The organism is Micromonospora sp. SL1-18, assembly GCF_047921505.1.
GTDB lineage: Bacteria > Actinomycetota > Actinomycetes > Mycobacteriales > Micromonosporaceae > Micromonospora.
Genome location: NZ_JBLROA010000061.1, coordinates 17,043 through 36,795 on the forward strand (window position 1 = coordinate 17,043; position 19,753 = coordinate 36,795).

20 protein-coding genes are annotated in these 19,753 nt (G+C 71.6%); 9 read left to right on the forward strand and 11 right to left on the reverse strand.

What is annotated here, in order from left to right; genetic code table 11:
* Nucleotides 1-104: 104 nt before the first annotated feature.
* The 4 genes from ACNAW0_RS23990 to ACNAW0_RS24005 all read right to left on the reverse strand — a co-directional run bounded on the left by ACNAW0_RS23990 (nucleotide 105) and on the right by ACNAW0_RS24005 (nucleotide 3,852).
* On the reverse strand, nucleotides 105-1,238 hold the full coding sequence (locus ACNAW0_RS23990; RefSeq protein WP_416290230.1) for a S1 family peptidase: 1,134 nt from the start codon (nucleotides 1,236-1,238) through the stop codon (nucleotides 105-107).
* Nucleotides 1,239-1,434: 196 nt separating this feature from the next.
* Nucleotides 1,435-2,304, reverse strand: coding sequence for a GNAT family N-acetyltransferase (locus ACNAW0_RS23995; RefSeq protein WP_416290231.1), 870 nt, complete (start codon nucleotides 2,302-2,304; stop codon nucleotides 1,435-1,437).
* Between the two features lie 145 nt (nucleotides 2,305-2,449).
* On the reverse strand, nucleotides 2,450-3,205 hold the full coding sequence (locus ACNAW0_RS24000; RefSeq protein WP_416290232.1) for a TIGR03089 family protein: 756 nt from the start codon (nucleotides 3,203-3,205) through the stop codon (nucleotides 2,450-2,452).
* Between the two features lie 74 nt (nucleotides 3,206-3,279).
* A complete protein-coding gene (locus ACNAW0_RS24005) occupies nucleotides 3,280-3,852 on the reverse strand; it encodes a TetR/AcrR family transcriptional regulator (RefSeq protein WP_416290234.1) in 573 nt (190 codons plus the stop codon).
* Nucleotides 3,853-3,940: 88 nt separating this feature from the next.
* Here ACNAW0_RS24005 and ACNAW0_RS24010 point away from each other — a divergent pair, with 88 nt between their 5' ends.
* Complete coding sequence (locus tag ACNAW0_RS24010) at nucleotides 3,941-4,312, forward strand: DUF4267 domain-containing protein (protein WP_416290235.1); 372 nt, start codon at nucleotides 3,941-3,943, stop codon at nucleotides 4,310-4,312.
* A gap of 92 nt (nucleotides 4,313-4,404) precedes the next feature.
* Here the strand turns inward: ACNAW0_RS24010 and ligD (ACNAW0_RS24015) are convergent, their stop codons facing one another.
* Nucleotides 4,405-5,319 (reverse strand): non-homologous end-joining DNA ligase, encoded by a 915-nt coding sequence (ligD, locus tag ACNAW0_RS24015; protein WP_416290236.1) that lies wholly within the window; start codon nucleotides 5,317-5,319, stop codon nucleotides 4,405-4,407.
* Nucleotides 5,309-6,250 carry a non-homologous end-joining DNA ligase gene (gene ligD, locus ACNAW0_RS24020; RefSeq protein ID WP_416290237.1) on the reverse strand — a complete coding sequence of 314 codons (942 nt, stop codon included), beginning with the start codon at nucleotides 6,248-6,250 and terminating at the stop codon, nucleotides 5,309-5,311. The genes ligD (ACNAW0_RS24015) and ligD (ACNAW0_RS24020) overlap by 11 nt, the downstream gene beginning before the upstream one ends.
* 85 nt (nucleotides 6,251-6,335) lie before the next feature.
* Here ligD (ACNAW0_RS24020) and ACNAW0_RS24025 point away from each other — a divergent pair, with 85 nt between their 5' ends.
* A complete protein-coding gene (locus tag ACNAW0_RS24025; protein ID WP_416290238.1) occupies nucleotides 6,336-7,361 on the forward strand; it encodes a Ku protein in 1,026 nt (341 codons plus the stop codon).
* A gap of 69 nt (nucleotides 7,362-7,430) precedes the next feature.
* Here the strand turns inward: ACNAW0_RS24025 and ACNAW0_RS24030 are convergent, their stop codons facing one another.
* Both ACNAW0_RS24030 and ACNAW0_RS24035 read right to left on the reverse strand, forming a co-directional pair.
* The gene (locus tag ACNAW0_RS24030; protein ID WP_416290239.1) at nucleotides 7,431-8,291 is read right to left on the reverse strand and encodes a zinc metalloprotease; all 861 of its coding nucleotides are present in this window, start codon (nucleotides 8,289-8,291) and stop codon (nucleotides 7,431-7,433) included.
* 242 nt (nucleotides 8,292-8,533) lie between these two features.
* Nucleotides 8,534-8,959 carry a PPOX class F420-dependent oxidoreductase gene (locus tag ACNAW0_RS24035; RefSeq protein ID WP_416290240.1) on the reverse strand — a complete coding sequence of 142 codons (426 nt, stop codon included), beginning with the start codon at nucleotides 8,957-8,959 and terminating at the stop codon, nucleotides 8,534-8,536.
* A 156-nt stretch (nucleotides 8,960-9,115) separates the two neighbouring features.
* Between ACNAW0_RS24035 and ACNAW0_RS24040 the strand changes: the two genes are divergently transcribed.
* The 5 genes from ACNAW0_RS24040 (at nucleotide 9,116) to ACNAW0_RS24060 (ending at nucleotide 13,567) form a co-directional block, all read left to right on the forward strand.
* Nucleotides 9,116-9,790 carry an FKBP-type peptidyl-prolyl cis-trans isomerase gene (locus ACNAW0_RS24040; protein WP_416290242.1) on the forward strand — a complete coding sequence of 225 codons (675 nt, stop codon included), beginning with the start codon at nucleotides 9,116-9,118 and terminating at the stop codon, nucleotides 9,788-9,790.
* 139 nt (nucleotides 9,791-9,929) lie between these two features.
* On the forward strand, nucleotides 9,930-10,784 hold the full coding sequence (locus ACNAW0_RS24045; protein ID WP_416290253.1) for an SCO6745 family protein: 855 nt from the start codon (nucleotides 9,930-9,932) through the stop codon (nucleotides 10,782-10,784).
* 92 nt (nucleotides 10,785-10,876) lie between these two features.
* Entirely contained in the window at nucleotides 10,877-11,545 is a 669-nt protein-coding gene (locus ACNAW0_RS24050) for an HAD family hydrolase (RefSeq protein WP_416290244.1), read from the forward strand.
* A 48-nt stretch (nucleotides 11,546-11,593) separates the two neighbouring features.
* Nucleotides 11,594-12,361, forward strand: coding sequence for a MerR family transcriptional regulator (locus ACNAW0_RS24055; protein ID WP_416290245.1), 768 nt, complete (start codon nucleotides 11,594-11,596; stop codon nucleotides 12,359-12,361).
* A 192-nt stretch (nucleotides 12,362-12,553) separates the two neighbouring features.
* A complete protein-coding gene (locus ACNAW0_RS24060) occupies nucleotides 12,554-13,567 on the forward strand; it encodes an NADPH:quinone reductase (protein WP_416290246.1) in 1,014 nt (337 codons plus the stop codon).
* A gap of 185 nt (nucleotides 13,568-13,752) precedes the next feature.
* On the opposite strand, the gene ACNAW0_RS24065 is transcribed toward ACNAW0_RS24060, so the two are convergent.
* Nucleotides 13,753-15,402: a fatty acid--CoA ligase gene (locus tag ACNAW0_RS24065; protein ID WP_416290247.1), complete on the reverse strand. Its 1,650-nt coding sequence runs from the start codon at nucleotides 15,400-15,402 to the stop codon at nucleotides 13,753-13,755.
* A gap of 83 nt (nucleotides 15,403-15,485) precedes the next feature.
* Here ACNAW0_RS24065 and ACNAW0_RS24070 point away from each other — a divergent pair, with 83 nt between their 5' ends.
* Nucleotides 15,486-15,977, forward strand: a complete 492-nt coding sequence (locus tag ACNAW0_RS24070; RefSeq protein ID WP_416290248.1) for an NUDIX domain-containing protein — start codon at nucleotides 15,486-15,488, stop codon at nucleotides 15,975-15,977.
* 36 nt (nucleotides 15,978-16,013) lie between these two features.
* On the opposite strand, the gene ACNAW0_RS24075 is transcribed toward ACNAW0_RS24070, so the two are convergent.
* Together ACNAW0_RS24075 and ACNAW0_RS24080 are read right to left on the reverse strand one after the other, a co-directional pair.
* Entirely contained in the window at nucleotides 16,014-16,910 is an 897-nt protein-coding gene (locus tag ACNAW0_RS24075; protein WP_416290249.1) for a hypothetical protein, read from the reverse strand.
* Nucleotides 16,911-17,066: 156 nt separating this feature from the next.
* Nucleotides 17,067-18,707 carry an MDR family MFS transporter gene (locus tag ACNAW0_RS24080; protein ID WP_416290250.1) on the reverse strand — a complete coding sequence of 547 codons (1,641 nt, stop codon included), beginning with the start codon at nucleotides 18,705-18,707 and terminating at the stop codon, nucleotides 17,067-17,069.
* 123 nt (nucleotides 18,708-18,830) lie between these two features.
* On the opposite strand from ACNAW0_RS24080, the gene ACNAW0_RS24085 reads away from it, so the two are divergent.
* On the forward strand, nucleotides 18,831-19,753 hold a 923-nt coding region (locus ACNAW0_RS24085), incomplete at its 3' end, for a bifunctional heptose 7-phosphate kinase/heptose 1-phosphate adenyltransferase (protein ID WP_416290251.1).

The following is a 19,753-nucleotide window of genomic DNA, read 5'->3' on the forward strand; positions in this document are numbered from 1 at the left end:
CCACACCTCGCCCTGCGCGCGGCGCCCGCCTTGGCTCAATCGCCGGTGAAACCGGCACACCGAGGGGTGCGCCCCCGCAGGGAGGCGCACCCTCTGTGTGGGGATCAGCTGGTGACGAGCCGCAGGCCGTACGCGGTGAGCGCCTCGTTGACCGGCTGGAAGTACGTCTCGCCGCCGGCGGTGCAGTCACCGGAGCCGCCGGAGGTCACGCCCTGGGCCTGCCCGGTGCCCGTGATGAACGAGCCGCCGGAGTCGCCAGGCTCGGCGCACGCGTCGGTCAGGGTGAGCCCGCCGACGGCGCCGCCGTTGACGTAGATGACGGTCTGGTTCTTGGCCTTGATGGTGCCGCAGTGCCAACCCGTGGTCGACCCGGACCGACACACCGACGCACCGATCGGCGCCTCAGTGGATCCCTTGACCGCGAGGTCGGCGCCACCGTACCTGTTCACCGTGCCGGCCAGGGTCCACGCCGAGCTGGTCACGTCGACCTTTCCGTAGTCACCGAGGAGGCTGAACGTGCTGCCGCCGAGGCTGCCCATCTGCACGTCGTTGTAGCCGTAGGCCGGGCCGGCCCCCTGGGTGCAGTGCCCGGCGGTGACGAAGTGCTTGCTGCCGCCGCTGCCGGTCGCGCTGAACCCGACCGAGCATCGCCAGGCAACCGTGGTCCAGGCGTCACCGCCGCGTACGTTGTACAGCGCCCGCGGCGAGGAGGTCACCTCGGCGACCCGCACCGCCGGACCAAGCGCCCGCAGCCCGTCCAGGTACGCGCTGGTCGCCCGGGTCGCCGCTGCCCGGTTCACCTCCACCGTGACCTGGTTGCGGTAGACGTCGACGTACCAGCCGTTCACGCCAACCGGCGGGGCGATCCGGTCCAGCGTGGACTTGATGCCGTCCAGCTTCCGCTGTGGGTAGCGCACCACGGCGGATTCCGCGCCGGCAGCCCGTACCACAGCCGTCATGGCCGGGTCCGTTACGCCCACCACCAGCTCGCCCGCCGACGGATCGAAGTACGCGCCGCCAAAAGCCGCGCCGAGGGTGTCGCGCAGCCTACTCTCGAGGGCCGAGGCGTTGTCCTGCCGGGCGAACCTGGCCTCCGCCTGCCGCGGGCTGAGGCCGAGGTCGCGCTCCACGGCGACGTTGTAGGGGGTGTCGGCCGAGGCGGGCGGCCCGACCACCATGGACGCGCCAACGATGAGTAGGGCTACGCCCGACAAGCGAAGCGCTCGGGTGTGCTTCATCTGCTCTCCCTCTGGTTTGCCGACGCGGGGGATCCGCTCGATCATTCAGCAGCTGGTCGGGGGATGGGGAACTGGCCGTTCGGAGGATGATGCAATCACTCTATGTCCCCTGTTGCCCGACATCAATACTTGCGCATACGTCACTGCGAAATCGAATGCTGGGGCCGTCGGCGCGGTCAGGCCACTGCCGGTGCGGTCAGGGGCGGCGGCGCAGGTAGCGGGCGCGGCGGCCGACGTCGCGGAATCCGAGCCGCCGGTACAGGTCGGTGGCCGGGTTGTTGTCGTTGACGCAGAGCCACGCCTCCCGGGCGCCATCCCCGGCCAACGCCCGCAGCACGCTCGCCACCAGGTACGCCCCGACCCGCCGGCCCCGCCAGTCCGGTACGACGCCCACCTGGTCGATCCAGTTGTCGATGACGTTGAGGAAGCCAATGGGCCTGCCGTCGGGACCGCGTGCGAGCAGCGACAGGTCCGGCCGATACTCGTCGTCGTCCCGCAGCTCGCCCAGCCACTCCTCGGCAGTGGGCGCGGCGAAGCCGGGCCGGTCGGAGAAGGACGCACCGTACGTCTCGAAGAGTTCGGGGCCGATCTCCCAGGTCACCGGCTCGGTGCGCAGGTCGTCGGGGCGCGCGACGTCCGGGAGTGCGTCGAGGTCGTGCCGGAGCACCCACTCGGTGAAGATCCGCTCGAAGCCGCGCGCCGTGAAGAGGTCGTCCGCGCCGGGGCTCCAGGACTCGGTGGTCAGCAGCAGGCCGGCATCGCCGGCCTGCTCTTCCGCCCAGCTCAGCAGCCAGCTGCCCAGACCGCGCCCCCGCCAGGCCGGATGCACCAGGCCGGTGCTGGTGGCCGGCTCCCGCACGGGGCCGACCCCCACGGCCGCGACCAGGCCGCCGTCATGCCAGACCCCGAGGGTACGGGTCTGGAGCAGCCGGGCCCGCAGCAGCGGGGTACGGGCGAACAGCGGCAGCCCACCGTCGACGGCCAGACACGCCGCAGCCAGTTCGGTCAGCGCCACGAGGTGTTCCTCGCCGAACTCTTTCCAGGTCAGCGCGTCCCCGCCCGCCATGGTCCTCTGCCCTTTCGCCTGCCGCCGACCGCACGACGCCCCGGCCTTTGGCGGTTGATGCCTGGCTGGCGCGACGGCGCCCGGTGGGCAGTAGGCACCCCGGCCCGGACCACTGTCAACGGATTTCAGTCGGGCAAAGTAGTGCTCAGAGCACCCGGGTCACCCGCTCGGCGTCGATCCGGTTGGCCAGCCGTTCTCGGTCGAGGTTCGCGCAGATCACCACGGATGCGCCGGCGGCGAGCGGGGCGAGCAGCCACTTCACCGGCTGCTCGTGCTCGGCGGCGTCGACCAGCAGCCGGTCGCCGGCCCGCAGGTCGAGCTGCTCGGCGATCGCCGACGCCAACTGCCGCCACTCGCCGTAGCTGGTGCCGTCGGGGCTGGCCGGGTCCCACGGGCGGACGACGGTGTAGTCGGGCGGGGTGTCGGTGTGCCGGAGCACCTCCGTGGACCAGTCGAGCCAGCCGCCGGGCACGTCAGCCAGCGACCCTGGCCCGGTGGGAACCAGGTAGCGATGCGTGCCGAGTGGTACGTCCTCCAGCCAGTCGTCCAGGCGTTCCGGGGTCACGAACACCGCGTCGTACGGCTGGTCGCCGCCCGGTTCGAGGACCGGCAGCCCGGCGGTGGCCCGCGGCCGGAACGACACCGCCATCCCGATCGACCAGGCGCCGATCAGCACCGCGGCGGTACGCCAGTGCGGCGGCAGCAGCACCGCGACCCGGCTGCCCGGGGTGAGTCCACAGCCGTCCCGCAGCAGGCTCGCGCTGCGTGCCGCCCAGCCGCCAAGCTCCTGCGCGGTCAGCTCGACCCGCTCGCCGGTCGCGTCGTCGTGGTAGGTGAGCAGCGGAAGGTCGGGCTCCCGCACCGCGTCAGCCGGAACGGGTACGGGCGAGTGGACAGCCATCCGAAACTCCTCCTGCCGATCCGCCCACCCTAACCACCCGCGCGCCGGCCCTACCGCCCCGACAGGCGGAGGGTTCAGCGCGTGAACCGGTCCACCAGGATCGCCAGCCGCCGCTCATGCTCCGCGCGCCGGAGCCGACCGCTGCGCATGAGCGTGACGAGGCCGTGCAGCGCGCTCCAGAAGGTCTCGATGTACGTCTCCAGGTCGTCGCCGCCGACGACCGGCCGCAGGGTATCGGCCAGTTCGGCGAAGCCCCGGGCCAGGTCGACCGGGACATCCTGGCTGGCGAACGGCAGGTCGACCGCGAGGGTGAACATCGCGTCGTAGAGCGCGGGCCGCCGCTCGGCGAACGCGGCGTACGCTGCGGCGACCTCGGCCACCGCCTGCCGCTCGTCCGTGGCGGCGCTCCTGGCGGCGGTCAGGTCCGCGGCCAGATCGGCGAAGCCCTCCACGGCGACGGCCGCCATGATGGCGTCCTTGCCCTTGAAATGGCTGTACAGGACGGGCTGGCTGTATTCGATCTCGGCGGCGAGGCGGCGGGTGGTGACCGCATCCCAGCCCTCCGACTCGGCCAGGTCCCGGGCCGCGGCGACGATCGCCCGCTCCCGTTCCGTCCGTTCGCGCTCCCGGCGCGCTTGAATCCCCACGACCGAAACTCTAGCACCGCTAGCCATTCTGTCGCAGCTCTGCTAGCTTCGCTCTCAGACCTAGCGTTGCTAGAAATTGGAGTCGAACATGCTCAGCCCTCTCGCCTACGGCCTCGCCGTCGTCCTCGGTCTCTTCGTCGTCTTCATCGGCGCCCGGTTCCTGCTGCAACCCCGCGCCGCGGCCGCCGGCTACGGCGTACCGGCCGCGCCGGACGGGGACCCCGCCTACCTCACGATCAAGGGACTTCGCGACCTCAGCTACGGCCTCCTCGGTCTCGCTCTGATCGCCTTCACCAGCGCCCACGCGGTCGCCTGGTTCATGCTGATCGTCGCGCTCAACCCGTTGGGGGACACGCTGATCGTGCTGCGGCACGGCGGCACGAAGGCTGTCGCCTTCGGGATCCACTTCGCCACCGCCCTGGTCGTCCTCCTCGACGCCGCCCTGCTGTTCGCCCTGTAGCCACCCGCGATCCCCGAAAAGGAGCCGTCAGACCTGTGGGCGGCCGGCGAGGGCAGCTCGTGTTCGGCGAGCCCACCAGCACGGCCAGGCCGTCAGCGGAGCGGCAGCTCCGGGCCGCCGTCGAGGAGCGGGGCGAGTAGGTCGCCCTGCTTCTCGACGCGCTTGAGCACCTCGCCAGCGGTGTAGGGGCGAGTCGACGGGCGCTTCCCGGCGGCACCGGCCGAGACCTCGTCCCAGGTCAGCGGGGTGGACACCGACGGCACCGCCTGGGCGCGCAGCGAATACGGCGCCACGGTCGTCTTGGCCGCGTTGTTCTGGCTCCAGTCGATGAAGACCTTGCCGGGGCGCAGGTTCTTCGCCATCTTCGACACGATCTGCTTCGGGTGCGCCCGCTCCAGCTCCTGCGCGATCCGCTTCGCGTAGTCGGAGACATCATCGGAGGACTGGGTGCCGGCGATCGGGCAGCAGAGCTGCATGCCTTTCTTGCCGGACGTCTTCGGGTACGACTCCACCCCATCGGATGCCAACCGGTCGCGCATCAGCAGGGCCACCTGGCAGCACTGCTTCAGCGCGGCCGGGGCACCCGGATCCAGGTCGACGACCATCATGTCGGGATGTTCGCCGATCTTCCACTGCGGCGTGTGCAGTTCCAGGGCAGCGAGGTTGGCCAGCCAGACCAGGGTGGGCAGGTCGTCGGCGACCACGTAGTCGATGGTCTCCCGCCCCTTGCTCGACCCGGGGGCGGGCAGGTTCTCGGTGCGTACCCAGGCGGGGGTGGCGGCGGGGGCGTTCTTCTCGAAGAACGAGCCGCCCTCGACGCCGTTCGGGTAGCGGATCCGGGTCAGCGCCCGGTCCCGCAGGTGCGGCAGCAGCACCGGGGCGATCCGGGTGTAGTAGTCGATGACCTCGCCCTTGGTGAAGCCGGCCCTCGGGTAGAGGATCTTGTCGAGGTTGGACAGCCCCAGCGAGTGTCCCTCGACGTCCACCGTCAACCGGTCAGCTGGCATCGTCGACCTCCTCGGGCGGCTTGTCGGGACGCAGGCGCAGGATCCGGGGGAAGCGCAGCCGCCCGTCGGGGGTGCGCTGGCCGTACTTGATCTCCACCACGGTCCGCGGGGTCACCCAGATCGCGCCGCGGGCATCCTCGCGCGGCACGTCCCCGGCGAACGGCGACGCGGCGGTGCGCAGCGGTTCCAGCTCGCGCAGCAGATCCCGTTCGAGGGCCGCGCCGATCCCCCCGCCGACCCGGCCCCGGTAGGTGAGCCGCCCGTCCTGCCGGGGCACGCCGACCAACAGGCCGCCGATCTTGCGCGCGCCGGGCCGCCAGCCGCCGACCAGGAAGTCGCCGGTCACCTCCAGCTTGACCTTGACCCAGTCGGGGGAACGGACGCCGGGCCGGTATGCCGAGTCGATCCGCTTGGCCATCACGCCCTCGAGGCCGTGCTCGCCGGCGACCTCGAAGGTGGCCGGGCCGTCGGCGAAGGCGGGCGGCACCGCCCACCGGGCGGCGCCGAGCCCGAGCGACTCCAGCGCCGCGCGCCGCTCCCGGTAGGGACGGCCGGTCAGGTCCTCGCCGCGCAACCGGAGCAGGTCGAAGATCATGTACGTGACGGGCATGCTGGCCGCCAGGCGGGCCGCCTTGGTCGGGTTCCGGACGTGCATCCGCTCCGCGAGGGCGGTGAACGACGGCTGCCCGAGCTCGTTGAAGAGGACCACCTCGCCGTCCAGCAGCGCGTCGTCGACCTGCTCGGCCAACGGGATCAGCTCGGGGTACGCGGTGGTGACCTCCACGCCGGAGCGGGCGTACAGGTGCTTGTCGCCGCGGCAGATGTCGGCAAGCGCCCGCACCCCGTCCCACTTGAACTCGTACGCCCAGCCGGCACCGGCCGGGAGCTGCCCGGTCATCGCGAGCATCGGCTTCAACGGCGCGCCGGGCACCTTTTGACTGTAGTTGCGTACGGAAGCGCGTGCGTCCCGTTCGATCGTTTGCGATCCTGGTCAGAGCCGGGGAGAGGAGCGCGGGATGCGGGCCATCTGGAAAGGAGCGGTGTCGTTCGGCCTGGTGTCGATCGGCGTGAAGGTCTACTCGGCCACCGAGGAGAAGGACATCCGCTTCCACCAGGTGCACCGCGACGACGGCGGCCGTATCCGCTACAAGCGCACCTGCTCCGTCTGCGGCGAGGAGGTCAGCTACGACGACATCGCCAAGGGGTACGACATCGGTGGCGGCGAGATGGTCATCCTCACCGACGAGGACTTCGCCGAGCTGCCGCTGACCAGCTCGAAAGCGATCGACGTGCTGGAGTTCGTCCCCGCCGAGCAGGTCGACCCGATCCTCTACAACAAGGCGTACTTCCTGGAGCCGGAGAGCTCGGCCGCCAAGCCGTACGTGCTGCTGCGCGACGCGCTGGCCGACTCGGAGCGGGTGGCGATCGTCAAGGTGGCCCTGCGCCAGCGGGAGCAGCTGGCCACCCTGCGGGTACGCGAGGGCGTGCTGCTGCTCAACACGATGCTCTGGCCGGACGAGGTGCGTACCCCGGACTTCGGTTTCCTGGACGAGGACCTGAAGGTCCGTCCCCCGGAGCTGGCGATGGCCAGCTCGCTGATCGACTCGATGGCCGGCGAGTTCGAGCCGGACGCCTTCACCGACGACTACCGGGCGGCGTTGCAGGAGGTCATCGACGCGAAGATCGAGGGGCGCGAGGTGGTCCAGCCGGAGGAGGAAGAGGCCGCGCCGGCCGCCGCGGTGGACCTGATGGCCGCGCTGAAGGCGTCGGTCGAGCGGGCCCGGGTCGCCCGGGGCGAGGCACCGGCGGGCGAAGCGGCCGAGCCGACCCCGATCACCTCGGCCCGGTCGGCACAGCAGGCGGCAAAGGCGGCGAAGACGACGAAGGCGCCGGCGAAGAAGGCGGCCGCGAAGAAGGCCCCGGCGAAGAAGGCCGAGCCGGCCAAGAAGGCGGCGGCCAAGAAGACCGCGGAGAAGAAGGCGGCCAAGGCGCCCGCGAAGAAGGCGGCCGCGAAGAAGGCCACCCCCCGCAAGACCGCCTGAGCCCAGCGTGGGTGTTAGGAGGGGGCCCCTTTACTACCGCAGGCGTTAACAGGGGCCCCCTCCTAACACCTACTTGCCGCCGCTGGCCCGGAATGCCACCCAGGCGTCGCTCATCCGGTCCGCCTGTCCCGCGGTGAACATGTTCATGCAGGAATCCTGCGTGTAGTCCATGAAGTTGTGGATCGGGTCCAGCCCGGGGGCGGTGCAGGTGTCCGCGCCCACCGGGCAGTTGAACTGCGGCGCCGCCTCTCGCGGAGTGTCCGCGACGTAGTCGCCGGCAGCGGAGCACCCGTGCGCGAAGGTGTGCTCCAGCATCAGCCAGTGCCCGACCTCGTGCGTCAGCGTGTCACCCAGGGCGTACTTGCCTGCCGTTCCGCCCGGCATCGACTCGTCCAGCATCACCACGCCGTCGATGTAGTCCCGGCCGTTGTTGTAGCCCTTCGGGAAGTACGCCCAGCCGAGGAGCCCGCCGCCGATGTTCGCCACGTACACGTTCAGGGTGCGGGCGTCGCCGGTGTACAAAGCCTTCTTCATGTCCCGCTCGTTCTTGCCCGGCACGACCGTGTACCAGGCGCTGTTCACCGTCCACGTCGTGTCGACGAGCGAGAAGCGGAACGGGGTGTCGGAGGCGTCCGGCGCCGTACGCCCTGCGTACGAATCGTTGAGCACCGTCACCTGCGCCGCGATCATGGTGTTCCACCTGTTCTTCTCCGCCTCGCTGAGGGGGTGGTCGGAGATCATGTGGAAGACCGTGGGCACGGTGACGCTGCCGTTGGGCAGGCGCGGCGAATCCTTGATCACGCCGTAGGCCTTCGCCTCATTCTTCGAATACAGCTCCGGCTCCTGGGCGGTGGCACCCTCCTTCACCCGCGCCGCGCTGTGCCCCTCGGCATCCGGCGCACATGCCGCAACACCCGGGGAGGCGGTCACGGGCGCCGCCGTGGCCAAAGCGGCGGAGGCTCCACCGCCCGCCAGGAATGTCGCAGCGGTAGCGGTCAGGACTGCCAGTTGGAAAGTCGATCTCCTGCGCATCGTTGCACCTTTCACCAATGGGGGACGGAGGCGAAGCGGGTGGACGAGAGCCGCCGTAACGAGGGGACAGACGTCGTTCCGGTATGAGAACACGCCATTGGCATCGACAACAGGCCCAGGAGAGCCGGCCCCCCTTCCCGTCAGCCCCGCCCGAGCTTCCCGGTGGGGGTGATGCGGACGATCACCCGCTCCTCGCCGGGCTGGCGGAACGGGTAGGTGTCCTGCCCGAGGTACTTCTTCGCCAGCCGGTCGATGTGCTCGTCGGCGCCGCCGGTGACCAGCTCGGCGGTGCCCTTCACCCAGAGCGTGCGGAAGTCGTTCGCCTTGTCGACGATGGAGACCGCGACCGCCGGGTTCCGGGCGATGTTGACGTACTTCTGCCGGCCCTTGGCGGTGTTGAACAGGATGTGTTCGCCGTCGGTGTCCACCCAGACCGGGGTGACGTGGGGGGAACCGTCGGCCTCGACGGTCGCCACATGGGCGAGTTGGGGCTCGGCGAGCAGGGCCAGGTCTTCTTCGGTGAGGATCGCCATGCCGTGAACGTACTCCGCCACGATGACTGGCATCGTTCGTCACCGACTTCCCGACGGCGGCGGCGGAGGGCTGAGCTGTCGGAATCGGAGCCGGCCGGAGGAGCGCGGGCGGCGTCCGGCCGGGTACCGTGTGCGCTGGTCTCGACAGCGGCCGGCGGGCCGCACCACCCACCCAGCAGGGGAGTCGACGTGAGCGAGCGCGTGCAGAACCGGTCGGCGGGCCAGGGCCCGGGCACCAAGGCGGAGCGGCGGCTGGCCGCCCAGCTGGCGGCGAAGAAGGCCGCCGAGGCGAGACGGCGCCGGCAGTCGATGCTGGGTGCGTTCGTCGGTGTCCTCGCGGTGGCCGCGCTGATCGGCGGCATCGTCTGGCTGAACAAGGGCGACGACAAGCAGCCCGTCACCAGCTCGTCGGCCAACCCCACCGCCGAGGCCGCCGGCGAGCCCACCGCCGAGCCCACCGCCGCTGCCGAACCGCAGCTCCCCGCGGACGCCGACCCGGCGCTGAAGACCAAGCCGAAGGTTGTCGCGGGCAAGGGCGAGCTGAAGAAGCTCAGTGTGACGACGCTGATCAAGGGCACCGGCCCGGCGGTGAAGGCCGGCCAGCAAATCACCACCAACTACGTCGGCGTGTTCTACAAGGACGGCAAGGAGTTCGACTCCTCCTGGGGCCGGGGCGAGCCGGCCACCTTCGGCATCGGCGTCGGCCAGGTCATCCCGGGCTGGGACCAGGGCCTGGTCGGCGTGCCGGTGGGCAGCCGGGTGCAGCTCGACATCCCGGGTGAGCTGGCGTACGGAAACGAGTCGGTGGGCGGTCGGCCGGGCGGGCCGCTGCGCTTCGTCGTTGACGTGCTCGCCGCGCAGTAGGTCACAACAGGCTTCCTTCCGGTCACTCAGCGGCAGTAGGTTCATGGTCACCGTGGGCGGTCCACCCCGCCTGCGGCGACCTGCCGACGACGCGGAGGTGCATGTGGCGGCGCTGGACGACTCCGGGCTGGCCCGGCTGATGTGGACGCACTTCGAGCCGGTCCACACGGTGACCTACTTCCACCCCCGGGCCCGGGCCGCGTACGAGGCGGTCGGGTTGCGCGGATACTGGCGGGGCTACTTCGCGGGCCGGGCCGCCCCGCTCGGGCCGGTCGACGCGCCGATGGCGGTCGCCGCGTTCTTCAGCTTCGCGCCGGCCATGGTGGCCCGGGCGCTGCCCTCGGTGTGGCGGCTGGTCACCCCGGAGGAGGCGCTGCGAGCCCGGCTCACCGGTGCCGTGCAGGCGCTCGCCGAGTTCACCTACGAGCTGCCCGAGGCGCACCTGGTCGAGGCTGCGGGCCTGCTGGAGGAGGCGGCCGGGCGGGTCGAGACGGCCGGGCGGGTCCTCGGCGCGGCCAACGCCGCGCTGCCCCGGGGCGAGTACCCGCTGGCCCGGCTCTGGCAGGCCGCCACCACGCTGCGCGAACACCGGGGCGATGGGCATGTCGCGGCGCTGGTCGCCACCGGGCTGGATCCGGTCGAGGTGGTGGCCTGGCGGTGCAGGGTCGACCAGTCCCGCGAGTTCCACCGGATGGCCCGGGGCTGGGCCGACGAGGAGTGGCACGCCGCCGAGGAGCGGCTGGTCGAAAAGGGCTGGCTGACCGCCGACCGGACGCCGACCGAGCACGGCATCGAAGCGTTCCGCGTCGTCGAGGAGGCCACCGACCGCGCCGCCCTCGGCCCGTGGCGGGCGCTGGGTGCGGAGCGTACGGCGCGGCTGCGCGAGCTGCTCGAGCCGATCACCGACCGATGCCGCACGATCATCCCGCCGCAGGCCCCGATGGGGCTGCCCGCGCAGCGCACCGCCGAAGAGGCACCGGCACCGGCCCGCTGACCGCCCGGGCCGTCCAGACCGGCCAAGCCGTTTGGGTGGCCCGGGCCGCCGGGGCCGTCCTACCCGTCGGGGCCGTCGGGCAGGATGGGTACGTGGTGGATGCGGTGCTCTTCGACCTGGACGGCGTGATCGTGGACTCCGAGCCGGTCTGGGAGGAGGTCCGGCGGGCGTACGTGGCCGCGCACGGCGGCACCTGGCAACCGGACAGCCAGCGCCGGCTGATGGGGATGAGCACCGGCGAGTGGGCCACGTACCTGAGCGGTGAGCTGGGCGTCGACCGGAGCGCCGAGCAGGTCGCCATCGAGGTGGTCGCCGAGATGACCCGGCGGTACGCGCAGCGCGTACCGCTCATCGACGACGCCGACGCGGTGGTACGCCGGATGGCCGCGCGGTGGCCGCTCGGGCTGGCCAGTTCCTCCCCGACCCGGCTGATCGCCGCGGCGCTGGACGCCACGGGCCTGGCCGACTGCTTCGGCGCGACGCTGTCGACGGAGGAGACGGCGCGGGGCAAGCCCGCGCCGGACGTCTGGCTGGCGGTGGCGGCTCGGCTCGGCGTGGACCCGGCCCGGTGCGTGGCAATCGAGGACTCCTCGAACGGGGTCCGCTCGGCGGCCGCCGCCGGGATGCGGGTGGTGGCGGTGCCGCACGGGTCGTACCCGCTGGACCCGGATGCCGAGGCGCTGGCGGCGGCGCTGCTGCCCGCGATCGACGCGCTCACCCTGGAGCTGGTGGCGCAGCTCGACCGAACGATTTGCTCCTGACGCGGCGTCAGGTCCTAGCGTCGGTTCCTGTCGCCGCAGGTTGCGGTGATGCGAGAGGGAGTGGGACGTGGCGTCCACCTGGCGGATCGGCGAGCTGTGCCGGCGTACCGGCTCACCGTCCGGACCCTGCACCACTGGGACCACGTGGGTCTGCTGCAGCCGTCCGCGCGCACGTCCGCCGGCCATCGGCGCTATGACGAGATCGACGTCGCCCGGCTGTACCGGATCGTCGCGCTGCGCGAGCTGGGCCTGCCGCTGGAGACCGTGGGTGTGCTGCTGAACGGCGGCGGTGGCGGCGGCCCGGAGCTGGCCGAGCTGCTCGACGAGCACCTGGCGCATGTGGAGCGGCAGCTCGCCGCGCTGGGCGGCCTGCGCGACCGGCTGGTCGCACTGGTGCCCGCCGTACGCGCGGCTGGGGGCGCCACGCCCATCGACCTGCTCGCTCTGATCGAGGAGGTAACCAGGGTGGACGACACGATCCGCAACTACTTCACGAAGGAGCAGCTCGCGGCGTTGGCGCAGCGGCGGGAGCAACTCGGCGAGGCGGCGATCCGCGACGTACAGGACGAGTGGCCCCGGCTGATCGCCCAGGTCCAGGCGGAGCTGACGGCCGGGACCGACCCTGCTGACCCGAGGGTGCGGGCGCTGGCCATGCGCTGGATGGAGCTGCTGGAGGCGTTCCACGGCGGCGACCCGGGACTGCGGGACTCGCTCTACCGGATGCAGGCGGAGAACAGCGCGGAGATCGCCCGGGAGCACGGCGGCCCGACGCCGGAGCTGATCGACTACGTGAAGCGGTCGGTCGCGGCGAGCTGATCTGCCCGAGGGTGGGCCGATCTCGGAAAGGGTCGGCCCACACCGGGCACATCGTCGGTATGTCCCTGATCACACCACTCCTGCCGTCGATCACCTCGTTGTACGTTTTCCCGAGCGTGCCGGTTCGGCATGGCCGGGGCACGGCCGGGTAGCGCAGCCGGTGGCGCACGTGTCGGCGGTGAGAGGACGGCGATGAAGGCGATCGTGTACGAACGCAACGGGGACGCCTCGGTGCTCCAGCAGGTCGAGCGCCCGATCCCCGAGCCGGGCCCCGGCGAGGTGCTGGTGCGGATGGCCGTCTCGGGGGTGAACCCGACCGACTGGAAGGCCCGCCGCCAGTGGCCGCTCCCGGCCGGCTGGCAGATCCCGGGGCAGGACGGCGCCGGGGTGATCGAGGCGGTCGGCGAGGGCGTCGACCAGATCCTGATCGGTACGCGGGTGTGGCTCTGGGAGGCGGCCTGGCAGCGACCGTGGGGCACCGCCGCCGAGTACGCGGTGGTGCCGGTGCGGCACGCGGTGCGCCTCGGCTCGGCCTCCTTCGACCTGGGTGCCTGCCTCGGCATCCCGTTCCTGACCGCGCACCGTTGCCTGACCGCCGGCGAGTTCATGCCGGACAAGCTGCACGCGGGCGCGCTGAGCGACCACGTGGTGCTGGTGCAGGGCGGGGCGGGCGCGGTGGGCAACGCGGCGATCCAGCTGGCCCGCTGGGCCGACGCCTGCGTGATCGCCACGGTGAGCAGCCCGGAGAAGGCGCAGCTCGCGGCGGCGGCCGGGGCCAGCTTTGTGATCAACTACCGAGAGCAGGACGTGGTCCAGGAGGTCCGCAAGATCGCGCCCGACGGGGTGCACACGATCGTCGAGGTCTGCGCGGCCCGCAACGCCGCGACGGACGTGCAGATCCTGCGCAACGGCGGCGCGGTCTGCGTGTACGCCGACGACGGTGGCGCCGAAGTGACCCTGCCGATCCGGCCGCTGATGGTGCCGAACGCCCGCTGGCAGTTCGTGCTGATCTACACGGCGCCGAAGGCGGCCAAGGCGCAGGCGGTGAGCGACGTGTCGGCGGCGGTGGCGCAGGGTGCGATCCGGGTGGGCGAGGAGGCCGGGCTGCCGCTGCACCATTACCCCCTGTCGGCGGCTCAGGCGGCGCACGAGGCGGTGGAGAACGGCGCCGTCGGCAAGGTGCTGATCGCCACGGCAGAGGCGTGATCAGGCAAAACGGATTTCTCTGACATCGAGACAGAGGCGAACAAGTTTCGCGAGAATGAACCTGCGGGTCGCCCCGCTTGGACGGGCGGCCCCGGCGCGGTGCGAACGCCGGGGCCGCCCTCTGGGGAGGGAGGTCCTATCGGGAACGTTCCCTACCCGTGCAGGCGACGGTACGCCGGAAAGTGTTACGGCGCGGTCAGTTCGCGTACCTCGAGTCCACCTTCGGCGTACCGGGAGCGCACCACCTTCTTGTCGAACTTGCCGACGCTGGTCTTCGGTACCGCGTCGATGAACGCCCAGCGCTCGGGCAACTGCCAGCGGGCCACCGATGTCGCCAGGAAGTCCCGCAACTCCTCGGCGGTGACCGTGGCGCCGGATCGCACCACCACTGTGGCCAGCGGCCGCTCGTCCCAGCGCTCGTCCGGTACGCCCACCACGCACGCCTCCAGCACGGCCGGGTGCGCCATCAGGGCGTTCTCCAGCTCGACCGAGGAGATCCACTCCCCGCCCGACTTGATCACGTCCTTGGCCCGGTCGCTGAGCGTGAGGTAACCCTCCGGCGAGAGCGTGCCCACGTCCCCGGTACGCAGCCAGCCGTCGCGGAACTTCTCCTCGTCGGGGCTCTCGTCCCCGACGTACCGGGCGGTAACCCACGGCCCGCGGACCTCCAGCTCGCCGACGGAGGCCCCATCGGCGGGCAGCGGCTCGCCCAGCGGGCCGACGACGCGCGCCTCGACCCCGCCCGGGACGCGGCCCTGGGTGTAGCGGTAGCGCCAGGCCGTGTCACCGGTCGCGCCGGCCGGCGGCCGGGAGACCGAGCCCAGCGGCGACATCTCGGTCATGCCCCAGGCGTGGATGACCTCGATGCCGTGCCGCTCGTGGAAGGCGTGCATCAGCGCCGGCGGGCAGGCCGAGCCGCCCACGATCACCTCCCTGAGCGAGGAGGTGTCCACGTCGTGGCTGTCCAGGTAGGCCAGCAGGTCGGTCCAGATGGTCGGCACCGCGCCGGCCAACGTGGGCCGCTCGGCGGCGATCATCGCGGCGATCGGCTCGGCCTGGAGGAACCGGTCCGGCATGATCAGCGACGCGCCGGAGAGGAACGCCGCGTACGGAAGGCCCCAGGACATCGCGTGGAACATCGGCACGATGGTCAACTCCCGGTCCTTCGGGCCCAGGCCGAAGCTCTCCGGCATGCAGACCTGCAGCGAGTGCAGGTAGATGGAGCGGTGCGAGTAGGCGACCCCCTTGGGGTTGCCAGTGGTCCCGGAGGTGTAGCAGAGGGCCGCGGCGTCACGCTCGTCTACCTCGGGCCAGTCGTAGGAGTCCGGCTTGTCGGCCAGCAGGGCGTCCCAGTGGTGTACGGCGATCCGGTCGCCGGCCGCCGCGACCAGCGGGGCCGGGTCCCCGCCGCCGACCACCACCACGTGCCGCACCGTGGTCAGCTGGTCGATCACCTTGGCGAGCAGCGGGATCAGCGTGGTGTCGACCAGCACCACCCGGTCCTCGGCGTGGTTGGCGATGTAGGCGACCTGGTCCGGGAAGAGCCGGATGTTGAGGGTGTGCAGCACCGCGCCCATGCTCGGCACCGCGAAGTACGCCACCAGGTGCTCGTTGTTGTTCCACATGAACGTGGCGACCCGCTCGTCACCGGTCACCTCGCACTCGTCGCGCAGCGCGTGGGCCAGCCGGGCGGCGTTCCGCCCGACCTCGGCGTACGTCATCCGGCGGGGCTCGGCGCCGGTCCAGGTGACAACCTCCGCGGTGCCGTGCACGGTGGAGCCGTGTTCGAGGATCCGGGCGACCTGAAGGGGGGCATCCATCATCGTGCTACGCATGGGTAGCAAGTTAGTGGCGTCGGTCACATCGGGGAACCCCCGGAACGGCCGACCCAACCGGGGAAGCTGCGTAGATTGTCCGGATGAGCATCTCGTGGGCCGACTCGTACGTGGGACAGCTACGCGCCCTGGCCGGTGACCGCACCCTGATGTTCGTCGGGGCCCGCGCCGTGGTCCGGGACAACGCCGCCCGGGTGCTGCTGATCCGGCGCTCCGACAACGGCCAGTGGGCGATGCCGGCCGGCGCCATGGAGCTGGGCGAGTCGATCGCCGACTGCGCCGTCCGGGAGGTACGCGAGGAGACCGGCCTGCGCGCGCTGCGGGTCAGCGCGTTCGCCCTCTACACCGGCCCGGACCGCACCCACACCAACATGTACGGCCACACGTACCAGATCTTCACCACCGCGTTCCGGGTCGACGAGTGGGACGGGGAGCTGGCCCGGATGACCGACGAGACCACCGACGCCGGCTTCTTCCACCGCGACGCGCTGCCGACCCCGCTCTCCGCCAGCGTCATCGAGACCCTCGCCGACCTGGACGTCTTCGAACAGACCAACCGGCTGATCCTCAAGTAGCCCCGCGGCCGCCCGAGGACCAGCCGGTCAGCGATATCAGACCGCCGGCGCCACGTAGTGGTAGAGGACGTCGGCCTGGTTGTACCAGGGGCGCCACTGCGCACCCGAGGTGCTGAGTTCGCCACGGATGGCGAACCGGTCGTCGTGGGTGCCCGCCGGGGCGGTCATCGGCACCGTCACCGTGGACGTCGCCTTCTGGTCGAGCGGCCCGGCCGTGCACACCACCTGGGTGGCCGTGGCCTCACACAGCCACGGGCTCGGGTTGCCCGGTGCGCCGTAAGGCTCGCCGGGGGTGAAGCCAGCCGGCACGTCGACCACCAGGCGCAGATCATCGGCTGCGGAGCTGCCGCTGTTATGAGCGGTGAAGGTCGGGGAGATTTCCGCGCCGCCAGTCGGAATGTCCGTCTCGTACGACCCGCGCACGTCCGCCCCGGACAGAGACAGGTCGGCGACGTAGCCGTAGGTGGTCCGGACCTGGCCGGAGTTGTTGCTCCGGGTCACCTCGTGGGCGCTGGTGGCGGCTGTAGCCTTGATCGTCACGACGGTGCCGGACGGTGCGTCGGGAAGGCCGACGTAGACGCGCAGCAGCTGGGCCGCGCCGCCCGGCGGCACCGGGCCGTAGATGTTGGTGCAGACGAAGGTGGCGTAGTCGCACTGCCAGGACGGATCACCGATGATCTCGCCGCCGGGCGGCAGCTCGAAGGAGACGGTGATGTCCTCGACGGCCGCCGCGCCGATGTTGTCGACGCTGGCGGTGACGACGGTCAGGTTCCTCGTACCCAAGATCATCGTGGTCGGCGTGACGTCGAGGTTGAGCTTCAGGTCGGGCCGGGGCGGCGGGGCCGCGACGGCCGGCGCGGCCGGCAGCAGCGCGGCCGAGACGGCGAGGGAGAGCAGGGTGAGTCCGGTACGCACGGTGCGGTCGGAAGTCATATCGTCCCTTGTTCGGAGGGAGCCGCAATGGCGGCGCACGCCGGCGGTGCGGCGCGGCCGACGCCCCCGTCGGCGGCAGCCGGGCGACCGCCGTTGGCGATCCCACCACAATGGACGTCAGTCGCTGCCGTTTCGTTGCATGACCCACCCAACCGGTCAGAGCATGGTCTGCGACTTCGACTCCATGTCGGTGGCGGCCTCCTCCTTCGACTCCTTGGTCAGTGGCTTGCCGCCGGGAGCGGCCGCCTTGCCGCCGAGCGGGTCGGCGCCGCCGGTGGCACCCTGCGGGCCGGCACCGCGCAACTTCTCGTTCGGCATGGCCAGGGTGACCAGGACGGCCAGGAGGGCGATCAACCCGGTGGTCAGGAAGACCAGGTGCAGCGACTCGACGAACGCGGCCTGGATTGCGCCGCGTATCGGGGCGGGGAGGGCGAGGATGGTCGCCGGGTCATTGATCGAAACGCCCTTGGCCGCCACCGCGGCCCGCTGTTGCGGCGGCAGTTGGGCGACCGCGCCCGGCAGACGGTCGGCGAGATGCTTGGTGAGCTGCGACGACAGCACCGCACCGAGGATCGCCACCCCGAACGAGCCGCCCAGCGAGCGGAAGAACGTCGCCGACGAGGTGCCCGCCCCCAGGTCCCGCGGGTCCACCGCGTTCTGCACGGCCAGGATCAGCGACTGCATGCACAGGCCCAGCCCGACGCCGATCACCACCATGTAGCCGAAGGCCGCCCAGATCGAGCTGGCCACCTGGAGCTGCCGGAAGAGCAGCATGCCGACGACCAGCACCGCCGAACCGGCCACCGGGAACCACTTGTAGCGCCCGATCTGGCTCATCGCCCGGCCGGTCAGCACCGAGGTGACGATGATGCCGGCCATCATCGGCAGCATCAGCAGACCACTACGGGTCGGCGAGGCGCCCTTGACGATCTGGAGGTAGAGCGGGATGAAGATGATCGACCCGAACATCACCAGACCGAGCACGAAGCCCGCCGAGTTGGCCAGCGCGAACGTGCCGCTGCGGAACAACCGCAGCGGCAGGATCGGCTCGCTTACCCGGGCCTCCTGGAGAACGAAGAGCGCGCCCAGCACCGCGCCGGCCACGAACAGCCCGATGATCACACCGGAGCCCCAGGCGTACTGGGTGCCGCCCCAGCTCAACGCCAGCAGCAGGCTGCTCACCCCGGCGACCAGCAGCGCCGCCCCGAGCCAGTCGATGGCGTGCTGCCGCTTCTGGAACGGGATCAACCGCATGACGTGGTAGCACACCACGATGGCCAGGATCGCCAGCGGCACGTTGATGTAGAAGATCCAGCGCCAGTTGGTCTGCGCGAAGTAGCCGCCGACCAGCGGGCCGGCCACCGAGGCCAGGCCGAACACCGCCCCGAAGAGTCCCTGGTAGCGGCCGCGTTCCCGGGGAGAGACCACGTCCGAGATGATGGTGAAGGCCAGCGTCATCAGCCCGCCGGCACCCAGCCCCTGCACGCCCCGGGTGAGGATCAGCTGGGTCATGTTCTGTGACAGGCCGGCCAGCAGCGAGCCGACCACGAACGTGCCGATCGAGAAGAGGAACACCGGGCGGCGCCCGCGCAGGTCGGCCATCTTGCCGTACAGCGGGGTCGACGCGGTGGAGGCGAGCAGGTACGCGGTGACCACCCACGAGTAGTGGTTGATACCGCCCAGCTGGCCGACGATGGTCGGCAACGCCGTACCCACGATGGTCTGGTCCAGCGCCGCCAGCAGCATCCCGGTCATCAGACCGAACATCAGCAACCGGATCTGACGGGCGTTCAGCACGGGACGACCGTGGGCCTGGGCAGTCATTACGCCCGCTTTCCCACACCCCGCAGAACATGCCCCCCGAATCCGTCGCCGGAGCGGGCAGGTTTGGCCGGACCGGCGCGGGGGACCCGGGGAAACATGGCAGGAGGAGCAGCGGAAGAGCGCCGGCTCGCCACTGTCGTGGAGAGCTGGCTGGAGCGCCCCGTGCTGATCGTCGGCGACGCCATGCTGGACGAGTGGCGGTTCGCGGAGTCCGAACGGCTCTGCCGTGAGGCCCCCGCCCCGGTCCTCACCCTGCGCAGGCGCATCTCCGCGGCCGGCGGCGCGGCGAACACGGCGGTCAACGTGTCCGCCCTCGGCGGGCGGGCCGCGCTGGTGTCCCCGGTCGGGGCCGACGCGGCCGGTGACGAACTGCACGACTGCCTCGACCGCGCCGGCGTCTGGGACCGTACGGTCAACCAGCCCGGCCGGCCGACCCCGGTGAAGCGGCGGATGCTCGCCGGTAGCCAGATCCTGCTCCGCGAGGACTCCGGCGAGCCGGACGACGCGCTCGACGACGACGGGGTGGCCCGCCTGCTCACCGCGCTGCACTGCGCGACCGAGGAGCTGCACGCCGCCTCGGCCGGGCAGCCGCTCACCCTGGTCGTCTGCGACTACGGCCTGGGCGCGTTGCCGAGGGCGATCCGCGCCTGGCTGGTCGCCAACCGGGACCGCTACGCCACCGTGGCGCTCGACGCCCACGACCTGGCCGACTGGCGCGGCCTCAACCCCACCGTGGTGACGCCCAGCTTCGCCGAGGCGACCCGGCTGCTGGCCCGCGCGGCGGCCGGTTTCGGCGGCGGCGGCCGTACCCCGGCGCGCGGCGCCACCGCCGGTGACCTGCACCTGGACCCCCTGACCGAGCCGACCGACGGCCCGTCCGAACTGGTCGTCGGCGCGGCACCGGGCGGGGCCGGCGAGCGGGCCCCGGGCGAGCCGCACCCGACCTCCGGCACGCCGTCCCGCGACGGACCCGGCGCGACCGCCGGCACGCCGTCCGCCGACGGGCTCAGCGCGGCCAC